This window comes from Neobacillus sp. PVCKKU3, assembly GCF_058323225.1.
Window position 1 is genome coordinate 1 of the sequence record NZ_JBLVQN010000065.1, and the last position, 24,008, is coordinate 24,008.

Annotated in this window: 23 protein-coding genes; 16 read left to right on the forward strand and 7 right to left on the reverse strand. The window is 39.7% G+C overall.

Annotation, left to right across the window (positions count from 1 at the left end; genetic code table 11):
- Positions 1–515: 515 nt before the first annotated feature.
- From ACNQGS_RS27650 to ACNQGS_RS27660, 3 genes are read right to left on the reverse strand one after another with little or no spacing between them, the layout of a single operon-like run.
- Positions 516–2,171, reverse strand: a complete 1,656-nt coding sequence (locus ACNQGS_RS27650) for a b(o/a)3-type cytochrome-c oxidase subunit 1 (protein WP_423798909.1) — start codon at positions 2,169–2,171, stop codon at positions 516–518.
- Positions 2,171–2,647: a cytochrome c oxidase subunit II gene (locus ACNQGS_RS27655; RefSeq protein WP_491490186.1), complete on the reverse strand. Its 477-nt coding sequence runs from the start codon at positions 2,645–2,647 to the stop codon at positions 2,171–2,173. The genes ACNQGS_RS27650 and ACNQGS_RS27655 overlap by 1 nt, the downstream gene beginning before the upstream one ends.
- 22 nt (positions 2,648–2,669) lie before the next feature.
- Positions 2,670–2,819, reverse strand: coding sequence for a cytochrome c oxidase subunit 2A (locus tag ACNQGS_RS27660; protein WP_213120417.1), 150 nt, complete (start codon positions 2,817–2,819; stop codon positions 2,670–2,672).
- Positions 2,820–3,476: 657 nt separating this feature from the next.
- Here ACNQGS_RS27660 and ACNQGS_RS27665 point away from each other — a divergent pair.
- The 8 genes from ACNQGS_RS27665 (at position 3,477) to ACNQGS_RS27700 (ending at position 14,789) form a co-directional block, all read left to right on the forward strand.
- Positions 3,477–4,568 carry a type III polyketide synthase gene (locus ACNQGS_RS27665; protein WP_491490187.1) on the forward strand — a complete coding sequence of 364 codons (1,092 nt, stop codon included), beginning with the start codon at positions 3,477–3,479 and terminating at the stop codon, positions 4,566–4,568.
- A 26-nt stretch (positions 4,569–4,594) separates the two neighbouring features.
- Positions 4,595–5,134: an isoprenylcysteine carboxyl methyltransferase family protein gene (locus ACNQGS_RS27670; RefSeq protein ID WP_491490188.1), complete on the forward strand. Its 540-nt coding sequence runs from the start codon at positions 4,595–4,597 to the stop codon at positions 5,132–5,134.
- 321 nt (positions 5,135–5,455) lie between these two features.
- Complete coding sequence (locus ACNQGS_RS27675; protein ID WP_491490189.1) at positions 5,456–9,133, forward strand: dynamin family protein; 3,678 nt, start codon at positions 5,456–5,458, stop codon at positions 9,131–9,133.
- Positions 9,134–9,154: 21 nt separating this feature from the next.
- On the forward strand, positions 9,155–9,982 hold the full coding sequence (locus ACNQGS_RS27680) for a sulfurtransferase (RefSeq protein WP_491490190.1): 828 nt from the start codon (positions 9,155–9,157) through the stop codon (positions 9,980–9,982).
- A gap of 69 nt (positions 9,983–10,051) precedes the next feature.
- Positions 10,052–10,945 carry a 5'-3' exonuclease gene (locus ACNQGS_RS27685; protein WP_491490191.1) on the forward strand — a complete coding sequence of 298 codons (894 nt, stop codon included), beginning with the start codon at positions 10,052–10,054 and terminating at the stop codon, positions 10,943–10,945.
- Between the two features lie 100 nt (positions 10,946–11,045).
- Positions 11,046–11,783 carry a protein kinase domain-containing protein gene (locus ACNQGS_RS27690; protein WP_491490192.1) on the forward strand — a complete coding sequence of 246 codons (738 nt, stop codon included), beginning with the start codon at positions 11,046–11,048 and terminating at the stop codon, positions 11,781–11,783.
- A 25-nt stretch (positions 11,784–11,808) separates the two neighbouring features.
- Positions 11,809–12,384, forward strand: a complete 576-nt coding sequence (locus ACNQGS_RS27695) for a protein kinase family protein (RefSeq protein WP_491490193.1) — start codon at positions 11,809–11,811, stop codon at positions 12,382–12,384.
- 86 nt (positions 12,385–12,470) lie between these two features.
- On the forward strand, positions 12,471–14,789 hold the full coding sequence (locus ACNQGS_RS27700; protein WP_491490194.1) for a YheC/YheD family endospore coat-associated protein: 2,319 nt from the start codon (positions 12,471–12,473) through the stop codon (positions 14,787–14,789).
- A gap of 16 nt (positions 14,790–14,805) precedes the next feature.
- On the opposite strand, the gene ACNQGS_RS27705 is transcribed toward ACNQGS_RS27700, so the two are convergent.
- The gene (locus ACNQGS_RS27705; protein ID WP_491490195.1) at positions 14,806–15,966 is read right to left on the reverse strand and encodes a glycosyltransferase family 4 protein; all 1,161 of its coding nucleotides are present in this window, start codon (positions 15,964–15,966) and stop codon (positions 14,806–14,808) included.
- 141 nt (positions 15,967–16,107) lie between these two features.
- On the opposite strand from ACNQGS_RS27705, the gene ACNQGS_RS27710 reads away from it, so the two are divergent.
- On the forward strand, positions 16,108–17,190 hold the full coding sequence (locus tag ACNQGS_RS27710) for a YheC/YheD family protein (protein WP_491490196.1): 1,083 nt from the start codon (positions 16,108–16,110) through the stop codon (positions 17,188–17,190).
- Between the two features lie 43 nt (positions 17,191–17,233).
- On the opposite strand, the gene sspL is transcribed toward ACNQGS_RS27710, so the two are convergent.
- Complete coding sequence (gene sspL, locus ACNQGS_RS27715) at positions 17,234–17,374, reverse strand: small, acid-soluble spore protein L (RefSeq protein ID WP_213120425.1); 141 nt, start codon at positions 17,372–17,374, stop codon at positions 17,234–17,236.
- A gap of 82 nt (positions 17,375–17,456) precedes the next feature.
- On the opposite strand from sspL, the gene ACNQGS_RS27720 reads away from it, so the two are divergent.
- Together ACNQGS_RS27720 and ACNQGS_RS27725 are read left to right on the forward strand one after the other, a co-directional pair.
- Complete coding sequence (locus tag ACNQGS_RS27720) at positions 17,457–17,948, forward strand: divergent PAP2 family protein (RefSeq protein WP_423798899.1); 492 nt, start codon at positions 17,457–17,459, stop codon at positions 17,946–17,948.
- A 41-nt stretch (positions 17,949–17,989) separates the two neighbouring features.
- Positions 17,990–18,259 carry a DUF6123 family protein gene (locus tag ACNQGS_RS27725; RefSeq protein ID WP_213145083.1) on the forward strand — a complete coding sequence of 90 codons (270 nt, stop codon included), beginning with the start codon at positions 17,990–17,992 and terminating at the stop codon, positions 18,257–18,259.
- A gap of 33 nt (positions 18,260–18,292) precedes the next feature.
- On the opposite strand, the gene ACNQGS_RS27730 is transcribed toward ACNQGS_RS27725, so the two are convergent.
- Positions 18,293–19,213 (reverse strand): DMT family transporter, encoded by a 921-nt coding sequence (locus tag ACNQGS_RS27730; protein ID WP_491490197.1) that lies wholly within the window; start codon positions 19,211–19,213, stop codon positions 18,293–18,295.
- A gap of 180 nt (positions 19,214–19,393) precedes the next feature.
- Between ACNQGS_RS27730 and ACNQGS_RS27735 the strand changes: the two genes are divergently transcribed.
- Together ACNQGS_RS27735 and ACNQGS_RS27740 are read left to right on the forward strand one after the other, a co-directional pair.
- Positions 19,394–20,050 carry a reverse transcriptase-like protein gene (locus ACNQGS_RS27735; RefSeq protein WP_491490198.1) on the forward strand — a complete coding sequence of 219 codons (657 nt, stop codon included), beginning with the start codon at positions 19,394–19,396 and terminating at the stop codon, positions 20,048–20,050.
- Positions 19,971–20,258 (forward strand): zinc-finger domain-containing protein, encoded by a 288-nt coding sequence (locus ACNQGS_RS27740; RefSeq protein WP_491490199.1) that lies wholly within the window; start codon positions 19,971–19,973, stop codon positions 20,256–20,258. Before ACNQGS_RS27735 ends, ACNQGS_RS27740 begins: the two co-directional genes overlap by 80 nt.
- Positions 20,259–20,301: 43 nt before the next feature.
- On the opposite strand, the gene cspD is transcribed toward ACNQGS_RS27740, so the two are convergent.
- On the reverse strand, positions 20,302–20,502 hold the full coding sequence (gene cspD, locus ACNQGS_RS27745) for a cold-shock protein CspD (RefSeq protein WP_023627628.1): 201 nt from the start codon (positions 20,500–20,502) through the stop codon (positions 20,302–20,304).
- Between the two features lie 261 nt (positions 20,503–20,763).
- Here cspD and ACNQGS_RS27750 point away from each other — a divergent pair, with 261 nt between their 5' ends.
- The 3 genes from ACNQGS_RS27750 (at position 20,764) to mntR (ending at position 23,871) form a co-directional block, all read left to right on the forward strand.
- Positions 20,764–21,027, forward strand: coding sequence for a hypothetical protein (locus ACNQGS_RS27750; RefSeq protein ID WP_213145087.1), 264 nt, complete (start codon positions 20,764–20,766; stop codon positions 21,025–21,027).
- Between the two features lie 164 nt (positions 21,028–21,191).
- Positions 21,192–23,354: a DNA topoisomerase III gene (locus tag ACNQGS_RS27755; RefSeq protein ID WP_491490200.1), complete on the forward strand. Its 2,163-nt coding sequence runs from the start codon at positions 21,192–21,194 to the stop codon at positions 23,352–23,354.
- Between the two features lie 94 nt (positions 23,355–23,448).
- Positions 23,449–23,871, forward strand: coding sequence for a transcriptional regulator MntR (mntR, locus tag ACNQGS_RS27760; protein WP_378583869.1), 423 nt, complete (start codon positions 23,449–23,451; stop codon positions 23,869–23,871).
- The last annotated feature ends 137 nt before the right edge of the window (positions 23,872–24,008 follow it).

Genomic DNA, 24,008 nt, shown 5'->3' on the forward strand with positions numbered 1-24,008 from the left:
CATTAAGTTATTCAACTCCTAAATCGCTTATCTAAATCTGGAAAAATGCTTATAAATTTGGAAAGGGAAATTGTGCGAAGCTTCGCAGATTCAAAAGAGCAGCATGGGCTTCGCTGTTGCCGATTGTGAGGATTGAATAATGTAAGAGAACAGACTTTTCTTACTGCAGGCTGCCAAATATGAAAAATATTGCAACACACTTATCAATGATGGAAAGTGTGTGTTGCAATAATTAGGTTAATTTGCCTCCCTGTTAATTGGAGCGGAGGTCACTCGACTCCAGCGGGATATAGAGGTCACTGGAGACCCCACAGGCGCCAAAGCGCCGAGGAGGCTCCAGGAGCTCCCCGCGGAAAGCGAGTGGCCGGAGCGGAAACCAACAGGCCAGTTAGCAGAGATTAACAATAAAAGTTTGGTAAATTTAGGTTTGGACAAAATAAAAAAATTGCCGAGAAAAATACCTTTTCTCGACAATCTGCAAAGGCTTCAATCGTTGAGATTGAAGCCTTTTACCATTACCACGTCTTAAATCCTTTGGATCCAGGCGGTGCATTTTGAATGATATCAATGAATGGTATTGTGTAAGCGAACAGGATTAAGGCAGCAGTGATACCAAGCCATAATTTCCAGTTTTCAAATACCATTGGTGCTTTTTCCTGCAGATTTTCTGCTTCGCCGACAGGGAATTCTTCTTCGCCTTTTGGTGCAAAGAAGGCAAGATTAATGAAAATAACTAAAACTAATATGATGCCAAGGAATAAAATCGTTCCGCCAACTGCCTGAGCAATTTGGTAAGGAATCCACTCAAGCGCCTGCTTGGAGTCACCGTAAGTGGAGAATGCTGAACGTCTTGGTGCACCAAGCAGTCCTTGGAAGTGCATTGCACCGGACATGAATGCCATTCCGATGAACCATACCCATGCTTGGATAATACCTAATTTGTTCATCGCTTTAGTCAGCTTGCGGCCAGTTAAGTGCGGCACAAGCCAATATGAAATTCCAAAGAATGTCAGTACAACAGAAGTTGCTGCTGTCAAATGGAAGTGTCCTGTTACCCAGATGGTATTATGGACAACCTGGTCCATTTGGTTGGAAGCATTGATGATACCGCCGGCACCAGCAGGAATGAATGAAGCCATACCAATGAATGGGACTGTGAAACGTGCATCATTCCAAGGAAGCACTTTAAACCAGCCAAATAAACCAGTAGCTCCTTTAGAACGGCCATATCTCTCAAACGTTGCGAACAGAGAGAAGGCTGTCATTAAGGACGGAATAATAACCATGAATGTTAAGATAACCTGAATAAATTTCCAAGCCGGATCAATGCCCGGTTCTGTCAACTGGTGGTGGAAACCAACCGGAATCGAGAAAAGCAAGAATAAGATAAAAGATAAACGGGCTAATGAATCTGAGAAAATCTTTCCGCCGATGATTTTTGGAATAACTGCATACCAGCACATATATGCAGGCAACAGCCAGAAATACACTAGCGGGTGACCGAAATACCAGAATAACGTACGGCTGATAAGAACATCAACAGTATCTACTAAACCTAAAGACCAAGGCAGCAATTGGAATAGAACAGTTGCAGCAACCCCTAATGTAGCCACAATCCACATCACCGTGTTGATAACAGCCATAAAGCTTAACAACGGGCTTGGTTTGCCAGGGTTGTTTTTCCGCCATTTTGCATAGGTCATAATTTGTGCGGCGCCATCAACCCAGCTGCCGACAACCACAAAGGTTAATCCTAAATAAAAGACCCAGTGTGCTTTAAGTGGTGCATAGAATGTATAAAGTACAGATGCTTCATTTAATAGAATCATCGTTCCTGACATAAGGGTACCGGCAGTCATTAACCAGAAACCAATCCAGCCGGTGCGTCTGGCCGCTGGAGAATGTGTTCCCGCAGTTCTAGATACAGCCGCATATTGAAATCCCATGATAAAGAATGTTGTTAAAACGAGCCCCATTAAAACACCATGAGCTGTTAAAATTTGATAGTAGCCAATTCCCCAAGGCAGTTCAAATTTTCCGGAACGGACAAGGGTTTGTAGTAATCCCATCAGACCGCCGAGAGCGAGTGCTCCGAAAGCCACAAAGAAATGCGCCATGGATAGCTTCGCGTCACGTGGATCAACCTTTACTTTCGCTGCTGCGTTAACCATTATTTAACCACCTCAATCTTCGAGAACATTAAATGGTGCCCTGTTCCACAGTATTCGTTACAAACAACTAGAAATTCGCCGGCTTTGTCAAAGGTTGTTGTATACTCGCTGACATAGCCCGGTTCAAGCATCATATTAATATTGGTTCCGGCCATTTCAAAGCCATGGACAACGTCCTTGGTGGTAGCGATTACTTTCACCTTTGCTCCAAGCGGAACCTCAACCTTTGCTGGGTTATAAGAGAAAGCAGATGCGACAAATACTAGTTCATAATCCCACTCTTTGCCTTCAACCTTATGAAGTCCCGGCTTATCGAAAGGTTTTGTGGTATCAACCTTTTCCGGATTTATTGTAGTTAAACAGCTTGCTGGTTTGTTGCCCATGTAAAAAGCGCTGACACCGACTACTGTTAAAAAGACAACAAGACAGCCGATTCCAAACGTCAGCCAGATTTTTTCAAATTTATGCATATGCATATGTAATTCCCCCCTTTATTTCCTAAAAACGGTCTACGAACAGATAGTAAACTGAAACCCATGAAACAATGATAAATAGCCCCAGAATGAATACAGACGCCAGTGTCCCCTTTAAAGAAGAACTGTCTTCAATCTCTGTTTGGTGCTTTGTCTTTAGTTCCGCCTTTGCCATCCCCCTACACTCCCTTCAGAAAATGAAAAGTAAATTAATGATTTCTCTTTCATAATACAAAACAATTTTGAAAGTAAAATATCAAATTCAAGAATTCACAAATTGTTCATTCCTTAGTTATCTACTATGGTAATGTTAATAAGTTGGTATAACAGTGATTAAAGTCACAATTACCCACCTGTAATTGTGACTAAAGTGTGAAACATCACACCGAGCCTGTGATTTAGATAATTGATAATTTGATTACGCAATGGATGATCGGCTGTTCGTTTTTTGTCACAATTCTCTGTAAGAAAAATATGATAATAATAAAAATCTTTTTCTTTGGAAGTGGTTGGTTTGGAGAAATATTATTGCGAACATTGCCGTCTTTTGTATAATAAGATTGAAATTTGTAAGGTTTGCGGGACATTAGCGGGAAATAAAATAAAAATTGAGGTTCAAAAGCAACCGGAAAAATAATATTCAGGATAAGTTAGAGAATTGGAAAAGTTTATATAATGAAGGAATAACTATTACAAGATATAATAAACATGCACAACAACAACAACCTTCAAAACGTTTACTTCTCCGAATGGGGAAGTTTTTTTTGTGTCTGGAATAATTTACTTTAAATTGGCAAAAAATACCCTTACCTTTGGTTAAGGAGATTGATGTATGCCTACAATTCTTTCCATTGCAGAAGTTATTCCTCCATATGAAATTAAACAGACGCAGGCGACAGAGTTTGCAAGGGAATTGTTTTCTGGTTCATTTAAAGAAATTGGGCGGTTATTAAAGGCTTTTGAAAATGGACTTATTGAGAAAAGATATTTTGTTAATCCCGTAGGATGGTTTCAGGAGAATCATTCCTTTGAGGAAAAGAACAATGTCTACATCGAATCGGCCGTTACCCTTGGGAGGGAGGCAGTTGTAAAATGTCTGGATAACAATCAGTTTCTTAAGAAAAGAATTCCTTACGAAGACATTGATGCCATTTTTTATATTTCCACCACAGGGATTGCAACTCCAAGTATAGAAGCACGAATAATGAACCTGCTGCCTTTTCATCTCCACACGAAACGAATCCCAATCTGGGGATTGGGCTGTGCAGGCGGTGCTGCAGGTCTTGCACGTGCCTTTGAATATTGCATGGCCTTTCCAAAAGCTAAAGTCCTTGTTCTTTCTGTTGAACTTTGCAGTATTACCTTTCAGCGAAATGATCTATCGAAGAGCAATTTAATCGGGACCTCTCTTTTTGCAGATGGGGTTGCCTGTGCGTTAATATGTGGTGATTCCTGCGATATCGGGGATTTTCGCTTAAAAACTACATACCCGTCCATATTAGCGGTTCAATCCGCACTGCTCCCCGATTCTTTGGATGTGATGGGCTGGGATATAAAAAATGAAGGATTGTTTGTCCGGTTTTCTCGTGATATACCAAACATCGTACATAACTGGCTAAAGCCAGTGGCAGAAGAATTTTTACATGAGCACCGGCTTCAAATAGATAAAGTAGACTATTTCATTGCCCACCCGGGCGGTAAAAAGGTGTTGGATGCCTATGTTGAATCGCTTGGCATACCTGCGTCGATGACAGACGTTTCGCTTGAAGTGTTAAAAAACTTTGGAAATATGTCTTCTGCTACCATTCTTTATGTGTTGAAACAATATATGGAAATGGATATTCCACGTGGGTCAAATGGGCTTTGTGCCGCTCTTGGACCGGGTTTCAGTTCGGAAATGCTTCTATTGAGGTGGTTTGATTGAGGGACTTGCTGCCATTTATTAGCTTTATGGGTTTCATCATTTTTCAGCGTGCAGCAGAGATTTTATTCGCAAAAAGAAATGAAAAATGGATGAAGAGTAAGGGAGCACTTGAATTTGGCATTGCCCACTACCGCTGGATTGTCCTTGTGCATGTACTATTTTTGCTTAGCTTTAGTATGGAAAAGTTCATCTTTAATCACGGGTTATCACCTCAATGGCTGGTTATTTTTATTGTTTTTATCTTCGCCCAGGCCTTGAGGATATGGGCACTTGCCTCACTAGGCAGGTATTGGAACACGAAAATACTCGTGCTTCCAAATGCAGACGTTATACGTAAAGGTCCGTACCGTTTTATAAAACATCCGAATTATTTCGTTGTTTGTGTGGAAATCCTTGTCATTCCTTTACTGTTTCAGGCGTATTATACTGCCTGTTTATTTACAGTATTGAATATCATGGTGCTTGCCATCCGGATTCCCGAGGAAGAAAGGGCGCTTGAATGCTACAGCGAATACAACGGAGTTTTTCATGACTGCCGCCGTTTCTTGCCAAAGTTTGTTAAATAACTGTGACAGTAATCTGCAAAGTATTGAAAATGATTATCACCTGTGTTAGAATTTAATTAACAATGAAAGTCATTCTCAACTAAGAGTCTGATTAAGGGAAGGTGTTACATATGACCTATGCTTTCGTCGGCGGAACCATTTTAATCTACGCATTTGTCATGAAGCACGTATTAAAAAATGTCACCCAATAAATATATTTAGCATTAAATGAAGCCAGGGAATATTCCTTGGCTTTTTTTTTTAGTATGTCAAGATAGGAAAAGTTCGAATTATCGTATAAAATAAACATATTATCATGTTGTTTAAGGGGAATTAGTTTAAATGATCAAAATAGCCGATCAAAATGAAACGATACAAACATTAAAACAAAAAATAATCGCCATATATGAATATTTAATGGAGCAAAACGATGTTCAAAATGCGCAAAAAATTAAGCAGCTTGCTCGAAAATTAGAAAACCGCGAATTCGCGATAGCGTTTTGCGGCCATTTTTCCGCAGGCAAATCAACCATGATCAACCGGGTCGTAGGGGAAAAACTGCTTCCCTCAAGTCCAATTCCGACAAGTGCAAACCTTGTAAAGGTAAAGTCCGGAGAGGATTATGCCAAGGTCTTTTTTAAAAACGAGAAACCACGGCTTTATTTAGCGCCTTATGATTATGAAATGGTCAAAAGGTATGCTAAGGATGGCGATAAAATCGAGGAAATCGAGATCAGCCATAGCGACTCAAACCTGCCTGCTAATACCGTAATAATGGACACACCGGGAATTGATTCAGCAGATGATGCCCACCGCATTGCCACTGAGTCTGCCATCCATCTAGCTGATTTAATCTTTTATGTGATGGACTACAACCATGTCCAGGCAGAGTTGAATTTCCTCTTCACAAAGGAATTGGCGGAAGCAGGTAAAGAGGTTTATTTAGTTATTAATCAAATTGATAAGCACAAGGATGAAGAATTAAGTTTTACCGATTTTCAAAAAAGTGTTGTTGATGCCTTCGCCTCATGGGGAGTTAGACCAGCACGGATTTTTTATACTTCACTAAAGGATGAAAAGAACCCCCGCAATGAATTTCAGGCATTACAGAAATTTATTGCGGATAAATTGGCAGCAAAAGATGAATTGCTTATTCCGTCCGTTTTCCATTCGTTGAAAAAAATCGTCCAGGACCATATCAACCAGGCTGCAAAGCAGGATGAAGAAAAGCTTCTTCCATATCATGAGCTATTAAATGAATTAACTGAGGAGGAAAAAGAGGGTCTGTTGAATTCCTTCCACCAGATTAAAGACAGCTTGACTAGGCTTGCCGGAGGAACGGACGTTAAGGAAAAGTCATTTGATGAAGAAATAGCGCAAATTTTAAAGAATGCTTATATTATGCCATTCCAGACAAGGGAAATGGCAGAGAAGTATCTAGAAGCATGCCAACCTAATTTTAAAGTAGGCTTTCTTTTTTCAAAGCAAAAAACGCAAGAGGAAAAAAATGCGCGACTGGAGATTTTTTATCAGGATATTCTTGAAAAAACAAAATCCCAGCTTGAATGGCATTTACGTGAATTCCTGCTCCGTACATTAAAGGAAACAGAACTGGACCAAGGAGATCTGCTCAGGCTCGCTCAGGGCTATGCCGTTACCGTTCCTAAAGATGTCTTGATTAACACGGTAAAGCCTGGTGCCCGCCTATCCGGTGAATACCTGCTTCACTACACAGAAGATGTGGCGAATGAAATAAAACGGATCGCCCGAAACCGACTTGCCGAGTTCAAAGAAAAATATCTAAATGCACTAAAGGATCAGGAGTCAAAATTAAACGAACAATTTGCCGAGGAATTCAATAAACAGGAACGCTATGTAAAAGCTTTAACAGAGCTTGATAAATACGAAGAGGCTATTGTTGCAAAAGAAAACAACCTTATGGACCTATTGAACAATCCGCAAGGACTTGAGGATGTCCATTACCAACTTTTCGACCTGCAGGAAGAGGAATTTGAACTAATTAAATCTGAAGTGGAACCGGATTCCCATAAGGCTGACATGAAGAGGGAAAGCAAGCAAGTACCTGCACCAATCAGTCATGCTGAAACAACAAATAAAGGCTCTAAGGATCAAGGGAACAACGAAGCAGAGGACCGTCTGCAACGCACCATTGACAAGCTTCTCAACGCTTCCAAGCTAATTAACGGTTTGCCGGGCTTTCAAAAGCTGGCAGGTGAATTGGCGGAAAAAGCAGGCCGGCTTGAAACTCAGGGTTTTACCGTAGCCTTATTCGGTGCGTTTAGTGCAGGGAAATCGTCCTTTGCCAACGCGCTGATGGGGGAAAAAGTTTTACCTGTTTCACCAAACCCCACTACAGCAGCAATTAATAAAATAAAACCAGTCACGGCTGAATATACGCATGGGACTGTCCTTGTAAAGTTTAAAGAACGAGACGCAATGCTCGATGACGTCAACCGCTCGCTTAAGGTCTTTGAATTACATGCAGCCGATTTTAAAGCTGCCGCTAAAATCATTGAAGGAATCATCTACGAGCAAAGCCAGGAAGGGATTGTTGAGAAGACTCATTATGCCTTCTTACAGGCGTTTCTTAAAGGTTATGCCTCTTTTGTTGAACTGCTCGGAACGGTTAAGGTTACAAGTTTAGACGAATTTCACGATTTTGTCGCCAAAGAAGAAAAATCCTGTTACGTGGAATGGATTGAACTCTATTATGACTGCGAACTGACGAGAAAAGGTATTACGCTCGTTGATACGCCGGGGGCGGACTCCATCAATGCCCGTCATACAGGAGTAGCCTTTGACTATATCAAAAATTCAGATGCCATATTATTTGTCACGTATTATAACCATGCATTTTCAAAAGCTGACCGGGAATTTTTAATCCAATTGGGGCGGGTAAAGGAATCGTTCCAAATGGACAAAATGTTCTTTATTATAAATGCGATTGACCTTGCCGAAGATGAAGAGGAGAAGGAAGCGGTTGCGGACTATGTTTCAGAGCAGCTGGTGAAGTATGGAATCCGGAATCCACATCTATATCCTTTATCAAGCCTTGAGGCCTTAAAGGAAAAAATAGATTCAGCAGCGGTTTCCAGGTCAGGGATGAGTCAGTTTGAAAATAGTTTTTATCACTTTATTTCAAACGATTTAACCGAAATGGCGATTTCAGCGGCTCAGAATGAATTGAACCGTGTCCATGAATTGGTAGAGCGGCTCATCAAGAGCTCGCTGGAGGACAAGACAGTTAAAGAGCAAAAACGCCGTGATATTGAAGGACAGAAGAATATGATTCAAGAGCTGTTTGCAAAACAAACGGTCGAATCAATGGAAAACCGCCTGTTCCAAGAAGCTGAGGAATTAATTTATTATATTAAGCAACGGGTTTTCTTACGGTTTGGCGATTTCTTTAAAGAGGCCTTCAATCCTTCAACCTTAAGGGACGATGGCCGCAACTTGAAGAAGGCACTGCAAATGGCACTTGATGAATTTTTGGAAAGCTTAGGTTTTGATTTTGCTCAGGAAATGAGAGCTACAACGGTTCGAATTGAGCGGTTTATGGAAAAACTGCTTCGGGATTATCAGGCGGCACAAATTCGGACACTTCTTGACGTCAATCAAGACCTGTCCTTTTCACCATATGAAAAAGGTACGGCAGAAGAAATAGACTTTCCAATAGCGTTTGAAACCATGGAACAGCAAGCTTTTGCAAAAGCAAAATCTTATTTTAAAAATCCAAGGTCCTTCTTTGAGAAAAATGAAAAGAAATGGATGAGCGATGAACTTAATCAGGTATTAAATGGGCCAGCGGATGAATATTTGCAAAATCAAGGCAGTCGCTTAAAAGACCATTATGCAAGGAATCTAAACAATGAATTCAAGCTCCTTTTAGCGCAAATGAAGGATCAGACCGATGATTTTTATTTAAGTTTATTGGCAGCATTAGAAGGAGGAGTTTCAACCGAAATTTTAACAGATATACTTAAGCGGCTTGAAAATTAGGAGAAACGGGGGAGAATCCCAATGAAAAATATTGTTACGAAGGAATGGCTGGAACAAAATTTAAACATTGACACAGTCAGAATTGTGGATTGCCGATTTTCCTTGGCTGACCCGCAGAAGGGAAAACAGGAATATTTAGAAGGACATTTGCCGGGTGCTGTTTTTTTCGATTTGGAAAAGGATTTATCAAGCCCTGTTCAAACTCATGGCGGACGCCACCCATTGCCTGACTTGCAGGAATTGGTAAGCAAGCTTGAGGAGGCAGGGATTGATGAGACGACAACAGTCGTGGCCTATGATCAGGGAGAAGGCGCATTCGCCGGACGTTTTTGGTGGCTCATGAAGTACCTTGGACACGAAAAAGCATATGTTCTAAATGGAGGATTCAGGCAGTGGGCAGAGGCTGGACTGCCAATTTCAGCAAGTATTCCAACATTCACTAAAGCGCAATTACAGTACCAGATAAAACCAGAATTATTGGCATCCATCGACGAAGTGAAAGAGGTTATAGCAGGAAAAAAGGAAAACGTAGTGTTGATTGATTCCCGTGAAGAAAAACGCTATTTAGGTATTGTCGAGCCAATTGATAAGAAGGCAGGGCATATTCCGGGGGCTATAAATAAGCCATATACGGAAGGATTTGCAGGAGGCGAATACAAATCCGCCGAGGAACAAAAACAGCGGTTTTCTGATGTGAATCCTGAACAGGAAATTATTGTTTATTGTGGTTCTGGAATAACAGCAACCCCGAACTTCTTGGCCTTAAAGGAAGCAGGATTTCAAAAGGTCAAGCTCTATGCCGGCAGTTTCAGCGACTGGATTTCCTATCAGGAAAATAAAGTCGATTAAAATTTGAACCATACCTATGTTATAATGGAAATCGTGTTGTAAAAAAACATCCATAGGAGGTTCAATTTTATGACGAATCAAAAGCCTTCGCTTATGCTTGTCGATGGTATGGCCCTGTTGTTCCGCGCTTTTTACGCAACGGCCGTAACAGGGCAGTTTATGATAAATTCAAAAGGGATCCCGACAAATGGGATTCATGGTTTTGTGAAGCATATGTTCACAGCCGTTTCGACCTTTAAGCCAACCCATCTTGCCGTGTGCTGGGATATGGGCAGCAAAACCTTCCGAACCGAACTTTTTCCTGACTATAAAGGAAATCGCGGTGAAGCACCGGTTGAATTAATTCCGCAGTTTGACCTTGTTAAAGAAGTGGTCGAGTCTTTCGATATCCCCAATATTGGTTTGGCAGGATTTGAGGCGGATGATTGTATTGGTACTATTGCTAATCATGCGAAGGAAGAAGCCCATGTGTCCATCTTGACCGGCGATCAGGACATTCTTCAGTTGCTTGATGACAGAATTTCGGTCATTTTAATGAAAAAAGGATATGGGAATTACTTGGTCCATACACCGCAGACCTTTAAGGAAGAGAAAGGTATTACGCCTAGACAAATGGTCGACCTAAAGGCATTAATGGGTGATACTAGCGACAATTACCCTGGTGTTAAAGGAATCGGTGAAAAAACAGCTCTGAAGCTATTACAAGAGTTTGAACATGTTGAAGGAATTATCTCCAATTTGGACAAACTTTCAAAATCCCAAAAAAACAAAATTGAGCAGGATTTGGACATGCTTCACCTGTCCAGAAAACTGGCGGAAATCAAATGTGATGTTCCGGTAAATTGCAGTCTGGAAAGTGCCAGCCTTAAAATCGAGAAAGAAAAGGCGGAAAATAAATTAATGGAATTGGAGCTTCGCGGCCTTGGCAGGCTTTTCCCTCAGGTGGAAGCACATATTTCCTAATGACTCTGGTTGTCTCATGTTGAGGCAGCCTTTTTTTATTCACCACTATTTACGAATTTAATAGGATAGTTATTAGGAATTGACTTGGAGGCAGTAGCCCATGCGAACATATACATTTCACCGCCTTATCGAAAGCGGCGCAACCAGTCAGGTTTATGAAGCAGTTGATAACATTGGAAAAAATGTTATTGTCAAAAAGGTAAAAAATGCTGCAGATGCCGAAGATGAGGTTAACATACTTAAACGCTTGCCAGCCCATAAACAACTGATTCAGATGACGGATTCTTTTATCGAAGGTTCAAATGGATACATCATTTTCGACCATTATCCTGGAGAAAAACTGGGGCATTTTAAAAGAGGCAAACCGCGTCAGCAAAAATCAGCCATCCAAATAACGCTCAAAATATTGCAGGGCTTAAAGGCAGTTCATCAGCATGGCATACTGCACTGCGATATTACTCCCCATAATGTAATCATTTCAGAGGAAAATCCGGAAACGGTTAAAATTATTGACTTTGGGTCAGCTGTGTTGGTGAATGAACAAGGTAGATATACCGGCCGACATAAAGGGGCGACTAAATGGTACCGGGATCCGGAACTAAAAAAAGAAAGCAGCGGCTTCACAGCAGAGCTAGATTTTTCATCAGATTTATATAGTGCTGCAAGTGTCTGTCTATATCTGTTAACCGGCGCTGTACCATACCGAAAAAAGCAGGCCTGCCTGCAGATAGAGAATAAAGAACTTCAATACGTACTTAGAAAAGCAACAAAGAAGAACAAAAAAAAGCGATATCAATCAACACAGGATTTTATTGACGCCTTGCTGCCATTTTCTTAAGTAATAAACTAAAGGAGCAAACTAGATGGAGGATTTTAAGCAGATTGTTGTGTCACCGGGTAAACCAGTCATAATCAAGGAAAATCCAACCTCCTACCCATTGATTGGAAAAGGACTGCAGGGCGCAGTATTTAAAGTCTCTGATGAGCAATGTGTAAAAATTTATTCAAAGAAAATATATTGTTCAAGGGATGCTTTTGTATTGCAAGAAATAGGCAAAAAGTCATCGATTGTTCCAAACGTTTATGAAATAGGAAAAAAATATATTTTAATGGAGTACTTAAATGGTTCTTCCTTACAGAAGGAGCTTGAACAGACTGGTAAAATGACAGAACAAATTTGCAGAAAAATTCTTGACATTATTCAGGAACAAATTCGCTGTCAGTTTCCAAGGATTGATTTTGCTTTAAGGCATGCGATTTATGATCAATGCGGCAGACTTAAAGTTATTGATCATGTTAATTCCTTTCGGGTGAATAGACAGGTACCAACTCGACTGTTAAAGGATTTAAAACAAATCGGTTTAAAATCATCGTTTTTAAACCATGTAAAAACGCTTGAACCCCATCTTTATCAGCAATGGAACTCTGAAAGCAAGTAAGGATGTTTGCTCTGTAATTACTATTTTTGCGTCGCAGGAATATAAATTATTTATAAGACCTGAAAATAATTGTAGGTGACTGGGAAATGTATGAAAATTCCATCGGTATTGTACTCTCGAAAAGGTTATGGGATAGTATTCTTCTCAAGAAAACAATCCAAATAGAAGGAACCGTTGCTGATCTTTTAAGTAAAAGAGGAGAAGAACTAAAGCTTAGCGTACTATTTTTTAATATTGAAGAGATACATGTAAAAGAACGTAAGGGTAAAGCTTTTATGGTCCAAAACAGTGCAATAATTGACTTAGGTAATCAGGACATCCCTTCCATTGTCTACAATCCCAATCATTATCATCAAAGGAGTCATAAACGGACAATCTTTCAGCTCTCAAGACAGGAGAACTGTACAGTAATCAATGAAAGAGCAAAGCTTAGAAACAAACATTTATTGGAACTGATTTCCTCGAATCAAGATATCAAAAGTTTAGTCCCAGTCTCGAATGAACCAATCCACTCCCCCATTATTTTTACAATTCTTGGTCAAAAAAAAACCCACGGCACATGGCATTTCCCTTTTTTTTACGCAAAAGATTTCAACGGACAATTACAATCATATGAAGAAGCCTGGCACCTGCTGCCGCAAATGCAAATGGACCAGGAACAATTAAAAGAGAAAATACACGACGCGAGCAACAGCATTTTAAAATTGATTCAATTTTATTATCCAGGGATATATGAATTAGGCCTTCGATTTTTTCTAAACAAAAAGGGAGATATAAAAATCCTTTCAACAGTGTCGATTGAAAAAGTCGTAAAGGACGCCGCTTCTTGGGACCCAATAAAATACGAGGAGCTCGTTAGTTGGCCAATCGAACTTTCTAGTGAACTATTAGAACCCTCTGTTGATCCGGAAATGAAACGAGAAAAGCTAATCAGCTTGCCTGAAGGCGAAGAAACCGATCATCGAAGTGAGGAATTACCCCTTTATGAAGGAACCTTAAGACCTTTATGGGTAAAACTTACTGTTTTTCAAGATTCAGAGCCGGTATTGAAGTTCCCTTCATCCATTGCAGCTTGGTTAAAAAAACTGCCGGAGGCTATGAAATACGGTGTGAAGGAGGAGGATTGCAGGTCAACCCTTTTTGAGGAAGATTCAGGAGCTTTAGATAAAAATTCTTACAATCAGCCTTATGAGTTATTCATTTCTAATTCATTGGCAGAAACATTACGGATTCCTGCAGATCTTATTTTCCAAATCCAAGTTGTGCAGGAGAAAGTCATTTTGGGACCTACCGTTGGATTGCTTTTAGGAGAAAAAAACCATCTATATAACCTAAGTTACATGAAAAAATTCACGAATCGTCTCGGTGCATATAAACGGTTCGGCGGGGTCGTGTTCGCTTTTTCTACTCGTTCCATTGATTGGGATAGAAAAGTGGCCTACGGGATGATGTATGATCCTATTGATAATTGCTGGAGGTATGCTTCAACAACAATCCCCGCGGCCATTTACAGAAGGAATTTCCATCAAAACAAAACTCATTTACAAAAATTAGTGGAAATGACGGATAATCAGGTTTTCAATTCTTACCATTTTAAAAAATCGGATCTTTTCCTCCTAAGAAACGAACCGATCATTGAAAAATATTTACCAGATACCTTTTTATTAGAGGACCCGAAAGAATTAATGGAGCTGCTTGTAGAAAAGAAAAAAGTCATCTTAAAACCTGTTAGCCTGTCCCGGGGCAGGGGGATTTTAATTCTTGAAGCAGCAGAAAAAGGTCCTGGCTTTATTTTAACTGATTATAATTTCTCCCCAAAAGTACATCACCATATCAAGGACCTTCAGGAGTTTGAAGGAATATTAAAAAAAATGAATGTTATCCAAAATGGTTATTTGTATCAAACCTATATCCCGCTTTTAAAGGTGCATAATCGCTCATTTGATGTCAGAGTAGTGATGCAAAAGTATAATCGGAACAGATGGCTGTGTACTGGAATTGAATGCCGGGTGGCTGGTGAAAATGAAGAATTGACGAACATCGCCAGAGGCGGGAATGCCATGACGCTGGAGGAGGCCATTAAGAAGACGGAAAAAGGTCTTTCTTTTCGGCAGGTCCATCGGAGTATACTGAATTTGTGCCATAAGTTTTGTGACTTAATGGATCACGGTAACGAGCACTTCGCTGAATTTGGCATTGATGTTGCCTTGGATGAGCAAGGTTATCCGTGGCTCTTGGAAGCTAACATTTTTCCCAGCTTTAAAGGATTTAAAACATTAGATTACGATACCTTTTTGCGTATTCGATTCCAGCCGCTTTTCTATGCAGTTCAAATACAAGGGTTTAAAATAGATGATTTTATGCCTGTAGAAAGAAAGATTGATAGTAAAAAAATTTATTTTTAATAAACTGTGAAGGGGGTCAGACCCCCTTATTATTTATTTCGCTTGTACACAATTGTAAATACCGCTCCGCGCATTTTTCCCAACTAAATAATTGTCTTACGGTTTCAACACTATTTTCCCCTAATTCTTTTAAAAGCTGCGGCTGATTCAATAAATGAAGCACGTATTCTTTTAATTCATATTCCATTCTTTTGGAATTAAGTAAATATCCGGTTTTACCATGCTGAATAACCTCGGGGATTCCCCCGTTTTTTGAAGCAATGACCGGAACACCGCTGGCCATTGCCTCAAGATTGACCAATCCAAAGGCCTCATTCCCGGTGGATGGAACCAGAACAATATCGGCAGCGGCAAACCACTCATGAATTTGCGTGTGGGGGATAAATGGAACAAAGAGGATATTATCCGTCAGCCCTTTTGCTAACGCATACAAATTCTGAACATATTTTGTTGGTTTGTCTGAACCATATGAGGAACTCCCCGCAATAATCAGTACCGTATCAGGCCTTTTTTCAATAATAGCAGGCAAGGCTTTTATAAGTTTATGAACGCCCTTGGTTCTTTTTAGACGGCCAACAAATAGTAGGACTTTTTTGTCAGTAAGCTGATATTTAAATTTAATTGATTCATTTATTTGATTAACCTGCTGTGACCATTTGGATTGAAATTGCCGAATATCAACACCTAAATGATTAACTACAACTTTTTCTGATTTACAGCCGAATATGGTGATGATGTATTCCTTAAGAAAATGGCTGGGAACGATAATTTTATCGGCTTGCTCCAGACATTTACCTGCTTCATCCCTGTTAATCCTAGGCAAAGTAATATATCTTATCGAGTGAAGCGACAGCCAGATTGCCGTCTTTTTAAATTTTTGCCGAACCTTAGGAACAAATTTGGGGCGGTTTTCAATTTGAATGATGTCAGGGTTTACGTCCGCCAGTTTCAACAGCACCTTATCCAGATAACTTTTTCGTTTTCGGAAACGGTAATAGGTTATCTTGCCACGCTTTTCAGTAATAGGTAGTTCTTGTGTTTTTTTTCCAAAAATGGTGAAGCTAAGTTCGTGTTGGAGGGTATCTGTTAATCTGTCAACAACGGTTTCAACTGAGCTTGAACGCGGTGAAGGAATAGGAAAAGAACCCGGAGTTATGATAGCTATCTTTAGTTTCATGGACATACAGCATTCCGTCTCCTTTTCAAATTCATTAGTATTAAATTTATATGTTTGTTTTTGAAAACTAGGCTGTATTAAAGGTAAATGTAATGTTTAAAAATATCTTGATTAAAGCGGGAATAAAGGGAGTGAAGAAGGTTGGAGAATAAGATTATTGGGATTGTCATAAGCACAAAGCTTTACCTGGCAATGGCCAAAGGAAAGCTATCTCCCATTTTTTCTTTCTATGAGGAAGCATGCGGGGAGAATAATTTGATTCCCTGTTTTATGCGATTCAGGGATTTGCAGCCTGGCCAGTCTAAAATTACCGTTTTTATGAGAGATTACAGTGGAAAATACACACAAAGATTGATCTCAAAACCGGCTATCATTCATAATCGCGGCTATCAGGGATCGAAAGCTGCAAGAAAGAAAATTAAAAGCTTGCAGGAAGAGGGAATCGTTATTTTTAATAAATGGAATCAGTACGGCAAATGGAAAATCTATAAAATTTTAGTTAAAAATTGTTTTATAAAGCCACATTTACCTGAAACTGCAAAATTAACGAAAGAAAACCTGTTGAAACTCCTTGTACACCATAACGAGCTAATCATAAAGCCCAATCAAGGAACATATGGAAAAAGAAATATGAAACTGACACGCTGGAGCGAGGCAGAGCTGAAACTTAAACGTCCTGCAGGGAAGTTATTCTTGGAGGAATTGTTGTCTTTGACAGAGCTGTATGAAAAACTTGAATTGATTACAGATGGAAAATTTCTTATCCAGGAAAGAATAGCACTGGCTGAGTATGACCAAAAGCCATTCGATATCAGGGTTGCGGTCCAAAAAAATAGGCGGGGAGAATGGCAGGTTACCGGAATGGTAGGCAAAGTTGCGAAAACAGGGAGCTTTGTCACAAATGTTGCTAAGGGAGGGACTTGTTTTTCACTCGATAAAATTATCGGAAATCTGCCGCATCTCCAATACGAACAGGTCTATCATGATATTGAAAAACTCTCCCTGATGATTGCAAGTGAATTGGGCAATAAATTAGACCTTGTTGATATTGGTCTGGATATTGGTATAACAAATGATGGGTTTCCAATGCTTATTGAATGCAATGCCAGGGACTTAAGGCTTACTTTTCGTCATGCCAAATTGCTTGATATTTGGAAAACAACCTATAGAGCACCAATCGAATATGGAAAATTTCTGTTGGAGAACCGAGAGACCATTTCATAAAGCAAAAAAGGCTGCCTGACGGACAGCCTTTTTTTCTGCCATTTTATATTTTTGTATTTGATTTCTTTGCTCTATTTTCCAGTTTGCTTTTTGGCTCTTCAGCAAACTCGGCATCCTGGCCATATCCTTGTGGATTTACACCAGGTGCTTTAGCGCCGCGGTTATTGCTTACCTTTTTGGTCATACAAGTCACCTCCACTTTTTTAGTATCTCCATCCGGAATAATTAAACTCATCTTTCTTCACAATAAAGGTAGAGGTGATCAAATGAACAAGGCTGTTTATTTAGCACTTTTAAGCATTGGACTCGCCCAGGGGATGAAAATTCCGATTCATTATTTCAAAAAGAAGGAATGGCGGCCGGAAGTCTTTTTTGGAACAGGTGGAATGCCAAGCTCCCATTCAGCAGGAGTCGCTACTTTAACCACCTATATCGCATTAAAAAGGGGACTGCCGACCATTGACTTTGCTTTGTCCCTTATCTACGGCTTAATTGTTATGTATGATGCCCAAGGAGTCCGAAGGCAAACGGGTGAACTGACGTTAAGAGTAAATTCAATGAATGAATTAATCGACAAAATCAATGAAAAAGAAAGTGTAGAGTTTAAAGAAAAGCCTCCAACAAAGCTGAAGGAAGTCCTGGGCCATCAGCCTGAGGAAGTGCTAGGCGGCGCGCTTTTAGGAGTATTGGTCGGGATAATTGGTCATAAATGCACAGAAAAAGATAGAAAAATGTCGAAATTTAAGCTAAGATTTTAAAGGGGATATTTCTAGATTTACGGGAGAGGGTTGGATCATCAGTGCGGACGGTTGAGGAATATTTGCATTACTTGAAGGGAAAAGGCTTCCAATTTCAAGAGGATGCAATCGGCTTTATTTACTTCGGAAAACATTACACAAATGCTTCCGATGAGATAATTAATACAGCAATTGAACTGACCTTAAAAGCACAGAAAAGCTTTGATGGCAGCTTTTATGTTTCCTTACTGGAAACCTTTATCCAAAATCAAATAAACAACAGAAAAGACGCCATCAGTTTTGTGAAAAATCACGAATTGTTGGCAATCTAAAAAAGGAGGCTGACCATTTAAGTCAGCCCCTTTTTAGCTTCCGATACTTTTGTTTTTTCTTAATATGAAGATTTTCTTAGCCGGCAGTTCGGCGAAAATCATTCCCATAAAAATAAGGATACAGCCAATTAAAGCACTGGAGGATAAACGTTCCTGCGCCCAGAAATAGCCCGTAATGGCTGCAAAAACCGGCTCCATGGCAAAAATAAGGGCAACCCTTGTTGCAGATGTATACTTTTGAAAGTTTGTTTGAATAAAGAAAGCAATTGCTGTTGCAAAAATACTGGTAATAACCAAAGCAATCAAAACATCTTGTGATAATAAAATGTCTGTCCGAAATGACTTCCGCCAATCTTCAAAAATGAAAGAAGAAATAGTGGAAAGAATAGCAACAGTTGAGATTTGGATAACGGTCAAAAGTAAAGTCGGATATCTGCTTGAGAATTTTCCTGTTAAAATAATGTGCATCGCAAAGCTGATGGCACAAACAAAAACAAATCCATCGCCAATATTTAATGCTGATATATCCGTCAGGGTCAGCAGAAACAAGCCAACAGTCGCCGTAAGAACACCAAAAATCGCGTTTTTACCTGGAATTTGTTTCATTAAAAACATCGAAAATAAAGGGACAAGAACAACACTGAGCCCGGTGATAAAACCGGCTTTCGAAGATGTTGTATATAAAAGGCCGATTGTTTGCGTAACATATCCCAAATAGAGCCAAAATCCAATAAAAACTCCGGAAATAATTAATTTTATATTTATTTGTTTAAGCTGCTTTCTTTCAAATAGGATTAAAGCGAAAATGAGCAAAACTGCGGCAATAAAGAAGCGTATTCCATTAAACGCAAATGGCTCCAAAAAGTCTATCGCATTTTGCACTAAAACAAATGTCATTCCCCAAATCATTGTCACTAAAAGCAGGCTTAAATCTGCGAACAGTGGTTTTTTCATGGTGCTAGTGCCTCCGTTTTTTCAAAATTCCCCCATCATTACCTAACTGAAAGTTTATCATATATTACTTATACGTTGCAGGAAAATATTTTCTATGACGCTTCTGGGTATGATATAAATGAATTTATATAGATGGATACATTATTTACCATAATAATCAATTAGAAAGGTTGAATATCAGTGAAATATAAGCTTGAATGGGTGCATAAATTAAAAAGTAATGAAAAAGTGAAATGTACTTCCGACTGGGCTTCCGCTGAAACAGCTGTCCAGCTTGGGGAAGAGCTCGAGCGATCGGGGAAAGCGGTCGACCTGTATTTTTATGATGAAAAAGGGACATCTTGGATTTTAAAGGAAATGAAAAAGCTGCTGACAGAAATAGAAGAGGAACCTCAAGAAATAACCGTTTATTTTGATGGCGGATTTCACAAGGAAACCAATCAGGCTGGTCTTGGCGCAGTTATCTTTTTTCAGCAGGGAAAAAAGAAATACAGAATTCGCGCCAATGAACTTTTTGATGAAATGGATACAAACAACGAGGCAGAATATGCCGCTTTTTATTTTGCCCTTAATATTTTGGAAGATCTAGGTGTACAGCATCAATCATGCGAATTTAAAGGTGACTCCCAGGTCGTTTTAAAACAGCTGGAGGGTGAATGGCCTTGTTATGAAGAAAACTTGAACCGTTGGCTGGACCGGATAGAGGAAAAAATTAAACAACTTGGCATTTATCCAAAATACACAGCTATCCCACGAAATGACAATAAAGAAGCTGATAAGCTTGCAACCCAGGCGTTGGAAGGAAAAAATATCTTTGCGAAAACGATTATTCTATAATGGAACGGGGTGTCTAATCTTTGTGAGAGAATCAGCCAGAAAAGCTCTTTTTACTCAAGTGGAACATTTGCTGAATGAATACTGTGAAGGCTGTTTTGTACATCGGCAACTAAAACGGGAAGGGGGCCGGAGAACGGCCCACAGGTTTTGCATTTCACAATGTACCGTCGGGCAAAAAATTCAGGAATATGGAAAAAAGCTGACGTAAAAAAGGCTGACAATTCTGTCAGCCTTTCAAGATTTATGATTGATTATAATTTTACAACGTTAGCAGCTTGAGGTCCGCGGTTTCCTTCAACGATTTCGAAAGAAACTTCTTGGCCTTCTTCTAAAGATTTATAGCCGTCGCCTTGGATAGCGCTGAAGTGTACGAATACATCGTCTCCGCCTTCAACTTCGATAAATCCGAAGCCCTTTTCGTTGTTGAACCATTTTACTTTACCATTTTGCATGTACTTCTTCCTCCTAAGCCTTTCAGGACACCCTCATATATGGTGCCAGAGAATAAATATTATCATGGAACAAAACATGAGCATGAGCAAATGTATTCGATTTCATGATGCTTTAAATATACAATAACAAATATGGTCAGTCAAGAAATGGCGGTAGGTTTTTCCTCAAAAATCAAAACGTTTTTTGAATGATGGACATAAAACAAACCTTTCCTCAATATGTTTAATTAATAACTTTTCCATGCTGGGGTGGGGATGTAAGTGTTTCGATTTTCAATTGAGGGCGAGGAATGGATATTACGGTTTTCTCCGCAGGTTTCGATTGAAGAAGTTGAAAAACAAGCTATAATTATGTCGTTGCTCCATATCGGGGAGGAGCTCGGAAAATTTCCACATGGCAGCGCCTTTATCATGTTTACGAAGAAAATAGGCGCCATTATATTTGATGTAGAACGAATGCCCTCTCTTATCTTAACCGTATCAAATATTATTCCGGAAGAGAATTGGTATAGTCAGGAGGCATGAGTTAACCAGCTCAAGGAAATATAATCATAAAAAACCCTTTCAGTTTTTTTTCTAATCTGAAGGGGGTTTTTTGTGTGTGGAATTTTCGTGTCCAACCTATACGGGGAAGAGCAATAGATGTAAAATGATAGGCGGAGATGTATTAACAAAAGGGAGTAATTATGATGAAACTAATCATTGCCGAAAAACCTGATCAAGGCTCTACCCTGGCATCCATCTTTAAACATAAAAGACAAAATGGTTTTATTGAAATTTTTCCAAACGAACTTTTTCCTGATGGGGGCTATGTTACTTGGGCCATTGGGCATATTTGTCAATTGGTTCAGCCAGAGAAATATCAGCTGGAATGGAAGAAGTGGTCCTTAACGAATCTGCCGATTATACCAGAACATTTTAATTATGAAGTAACGAAGGACAAAGCGAAGCAATTTGCTGTGATAAAAAAATTAGTATCCGACCCGCAAGTGACCGATATTATCCATGCCGGTGACGCAGGAAGGGAAGGGGAACTAATTATCCGCAATATTTTAAGACTGACAAATTGCCGTAAGCCAATGAAAAGGCTGTGGATTTCTTCGCTAACCCCTAATTCTATTAGGGAAGGCTTTAAAAAGCTGCTGGAAGAAACAGACACCCGAAATCTTTATTTTGAAGCCTATACCCGGGCCTGTGCAGATTGGGTAGTGGGAATGAATGCTTCAAGACTGTACAGCCTGCTACTTCAGAAACAGGGCTTTTCAGATGTTTTTTCAGTCGGCAGAGTACAAACTCCTACGCTAGCATTGATTGTAAAGAGGGAGTTAGAGATTGAAAATTTTAAATCTGAACCGTTTTGGGAAGTCGTGGCACAATTTTTAATTAATGATAAAAAGTACACGGGCAAATGGCAAAACGACGGTGAAACTCGTGTTAACACCAAGGAGATGGCAGAAAAGGTAGCAGCATTTTGCCGTGGGAAGAACGCGGAAGTCGACGATGTTCAATGTGAGCGGAAAGAGTTTTTACCGCCGCTTCTCTATAACTTATCTGCCTTGCAGGCTGATGCCAATAAACGTTATAAATTTTCACCGAAAAAAACTTTGGATGTTCTGCAGCAGCTTTACCAAAAAGGATATGTATCTTACCCTCGTTCCGATTCTCGTTATGTGACGAAAGAGGAAGCGGCCAATTTCCCCGATACTCTTAAAAAATTAAGCCATCTCAAAGAATATCAAGGCTTTTTCCCATTACCTGTTGATTCAATAGCGGAGAATAAAAGATATGTAAACGAGAAAAAAGTGACAGACCACTATGCGGTTATCCCGACGGAACAAATACCGTATATTGAAAAGTTATCAGCTGATGAACAAAAACTATATGACCTGGTGGTTAAGAGTTTAATTGCCGCCCATTACCAAAAAGCCATTTTTGAATATACGACCGTCATTACGTTAGTAGATGGGCGGGCAAAGTTTGTCTCGAAGGGGAAAGTGCAAATTGATGAGGGCTGGAGGAAGGTCATCAATCAAAAGGAACAGGATGACGAGCCGTCGCTGCCGCCGCTGGAAAAAGGGGAACAAGGCAAAACAATCAAAGTGGACGTGAAGGAAAGCCAGACACAGCCTCCAAAGCGTTATACTGAAGGACAGCTGATTACGCTGATGAAGACAGCCGGCAAGCATATTGAGGATAAAGAGCTGGAGAAAATTCTGACCAAGACTGAGGGGCTTGGAACAGAGGCGACAAGAGCTGGCATTATCACCATGCTCAAGGACAGGGCATATATCGAGGTTAGAAAAAATCTGGTTTACGCAACGGCAAAGGCTAAAATTCTTATTGAAGCAGTCGGCAAGGAAATTCTCGCATCGCCGGAAATGACTGCAAAATGGGAGCAGAAGTTGAAGGGAATTTCAGAGGGCTCAGCCTCCCCAAAGCAATTTATGGAGCAAACGAAAAAGATGGTTCACCATTTAATTACGACCGGGGTTGATCAGGCGGTTAATTGGACGTTTTCTAAGGAACTAAGCGAAAATTTCACACCTGGTAAACGGGGGGCAAAGAAAACTCAGACTAAGCTTGGACCATGTAAGAAATGTGACGGTTCGATGGTCGACAAAGGAAGTTTTTACGGCTGTACGAACTATCAAAAAAATAAGTGTAACTTTACGATTTCAAAAAAAATTCTTGGGAAAAATATAACGCAGAAAAATATAAAGCTGCTTTTGACAGAAGGAAAAACCGAGGTCATTGAAGGCTTTACCAATAATGAGAAAACCTTTAATGCCAGACTGTATTTAGATGAAAAGGAAAAGCGAGTGAAATTTATATTTGAAAACGCAACTGTTTAAAGTTTGGCTGAGGAGTTATTGTGATAAAGAATCTTGTCACTCTTATTTTTCTATAGTAAACTTTTAGGTGATTCTGTTTAATGGAGGGTATCGGATGCCAACACCCAGTATGGAAGATTATATTGAACAAATTTATAATTTGATAGAAGAAAAAGGATATGCCAGGGTTTCCGATATTGCCGAAGCATTGTCCGTTCATCCCTCCTCGGTAACAAAAATGGTTCAAAAGCTCGATAAAGATGATTATTTGGTGTATGAAAAATATAGAGGCTTCAGCTTAACAACAAAAGGGAATAAAATTGGCAAACGGCTAGTTTTCCGCCATGATTTGCTTGAGCAATTCCTTAAAATCATTGGCGTGAAAGAGGAAAACATCTATAAGGATGTAGAGGGAATTGAGCATCATTTGAGCTGGGATTCCATTGATCGGATTGGTGATTTGGTCCAGTTTTTTGAAGAAGACGAAAAACGGATAGACGCCTTAAGAGAAATTCAGAAAATAAATGAGAATGAATAATGAAAGAAGAGGCGGTCAACTGACTGCCTCTTTTTGCTATAGGGAAGTATCAATTCAACTATGCCTCATGAACTGTCCTATCGGACTCTCCAATCGGCGAGTTCTCATCAAAAAAAAACATCGGGAAATCCCGATGC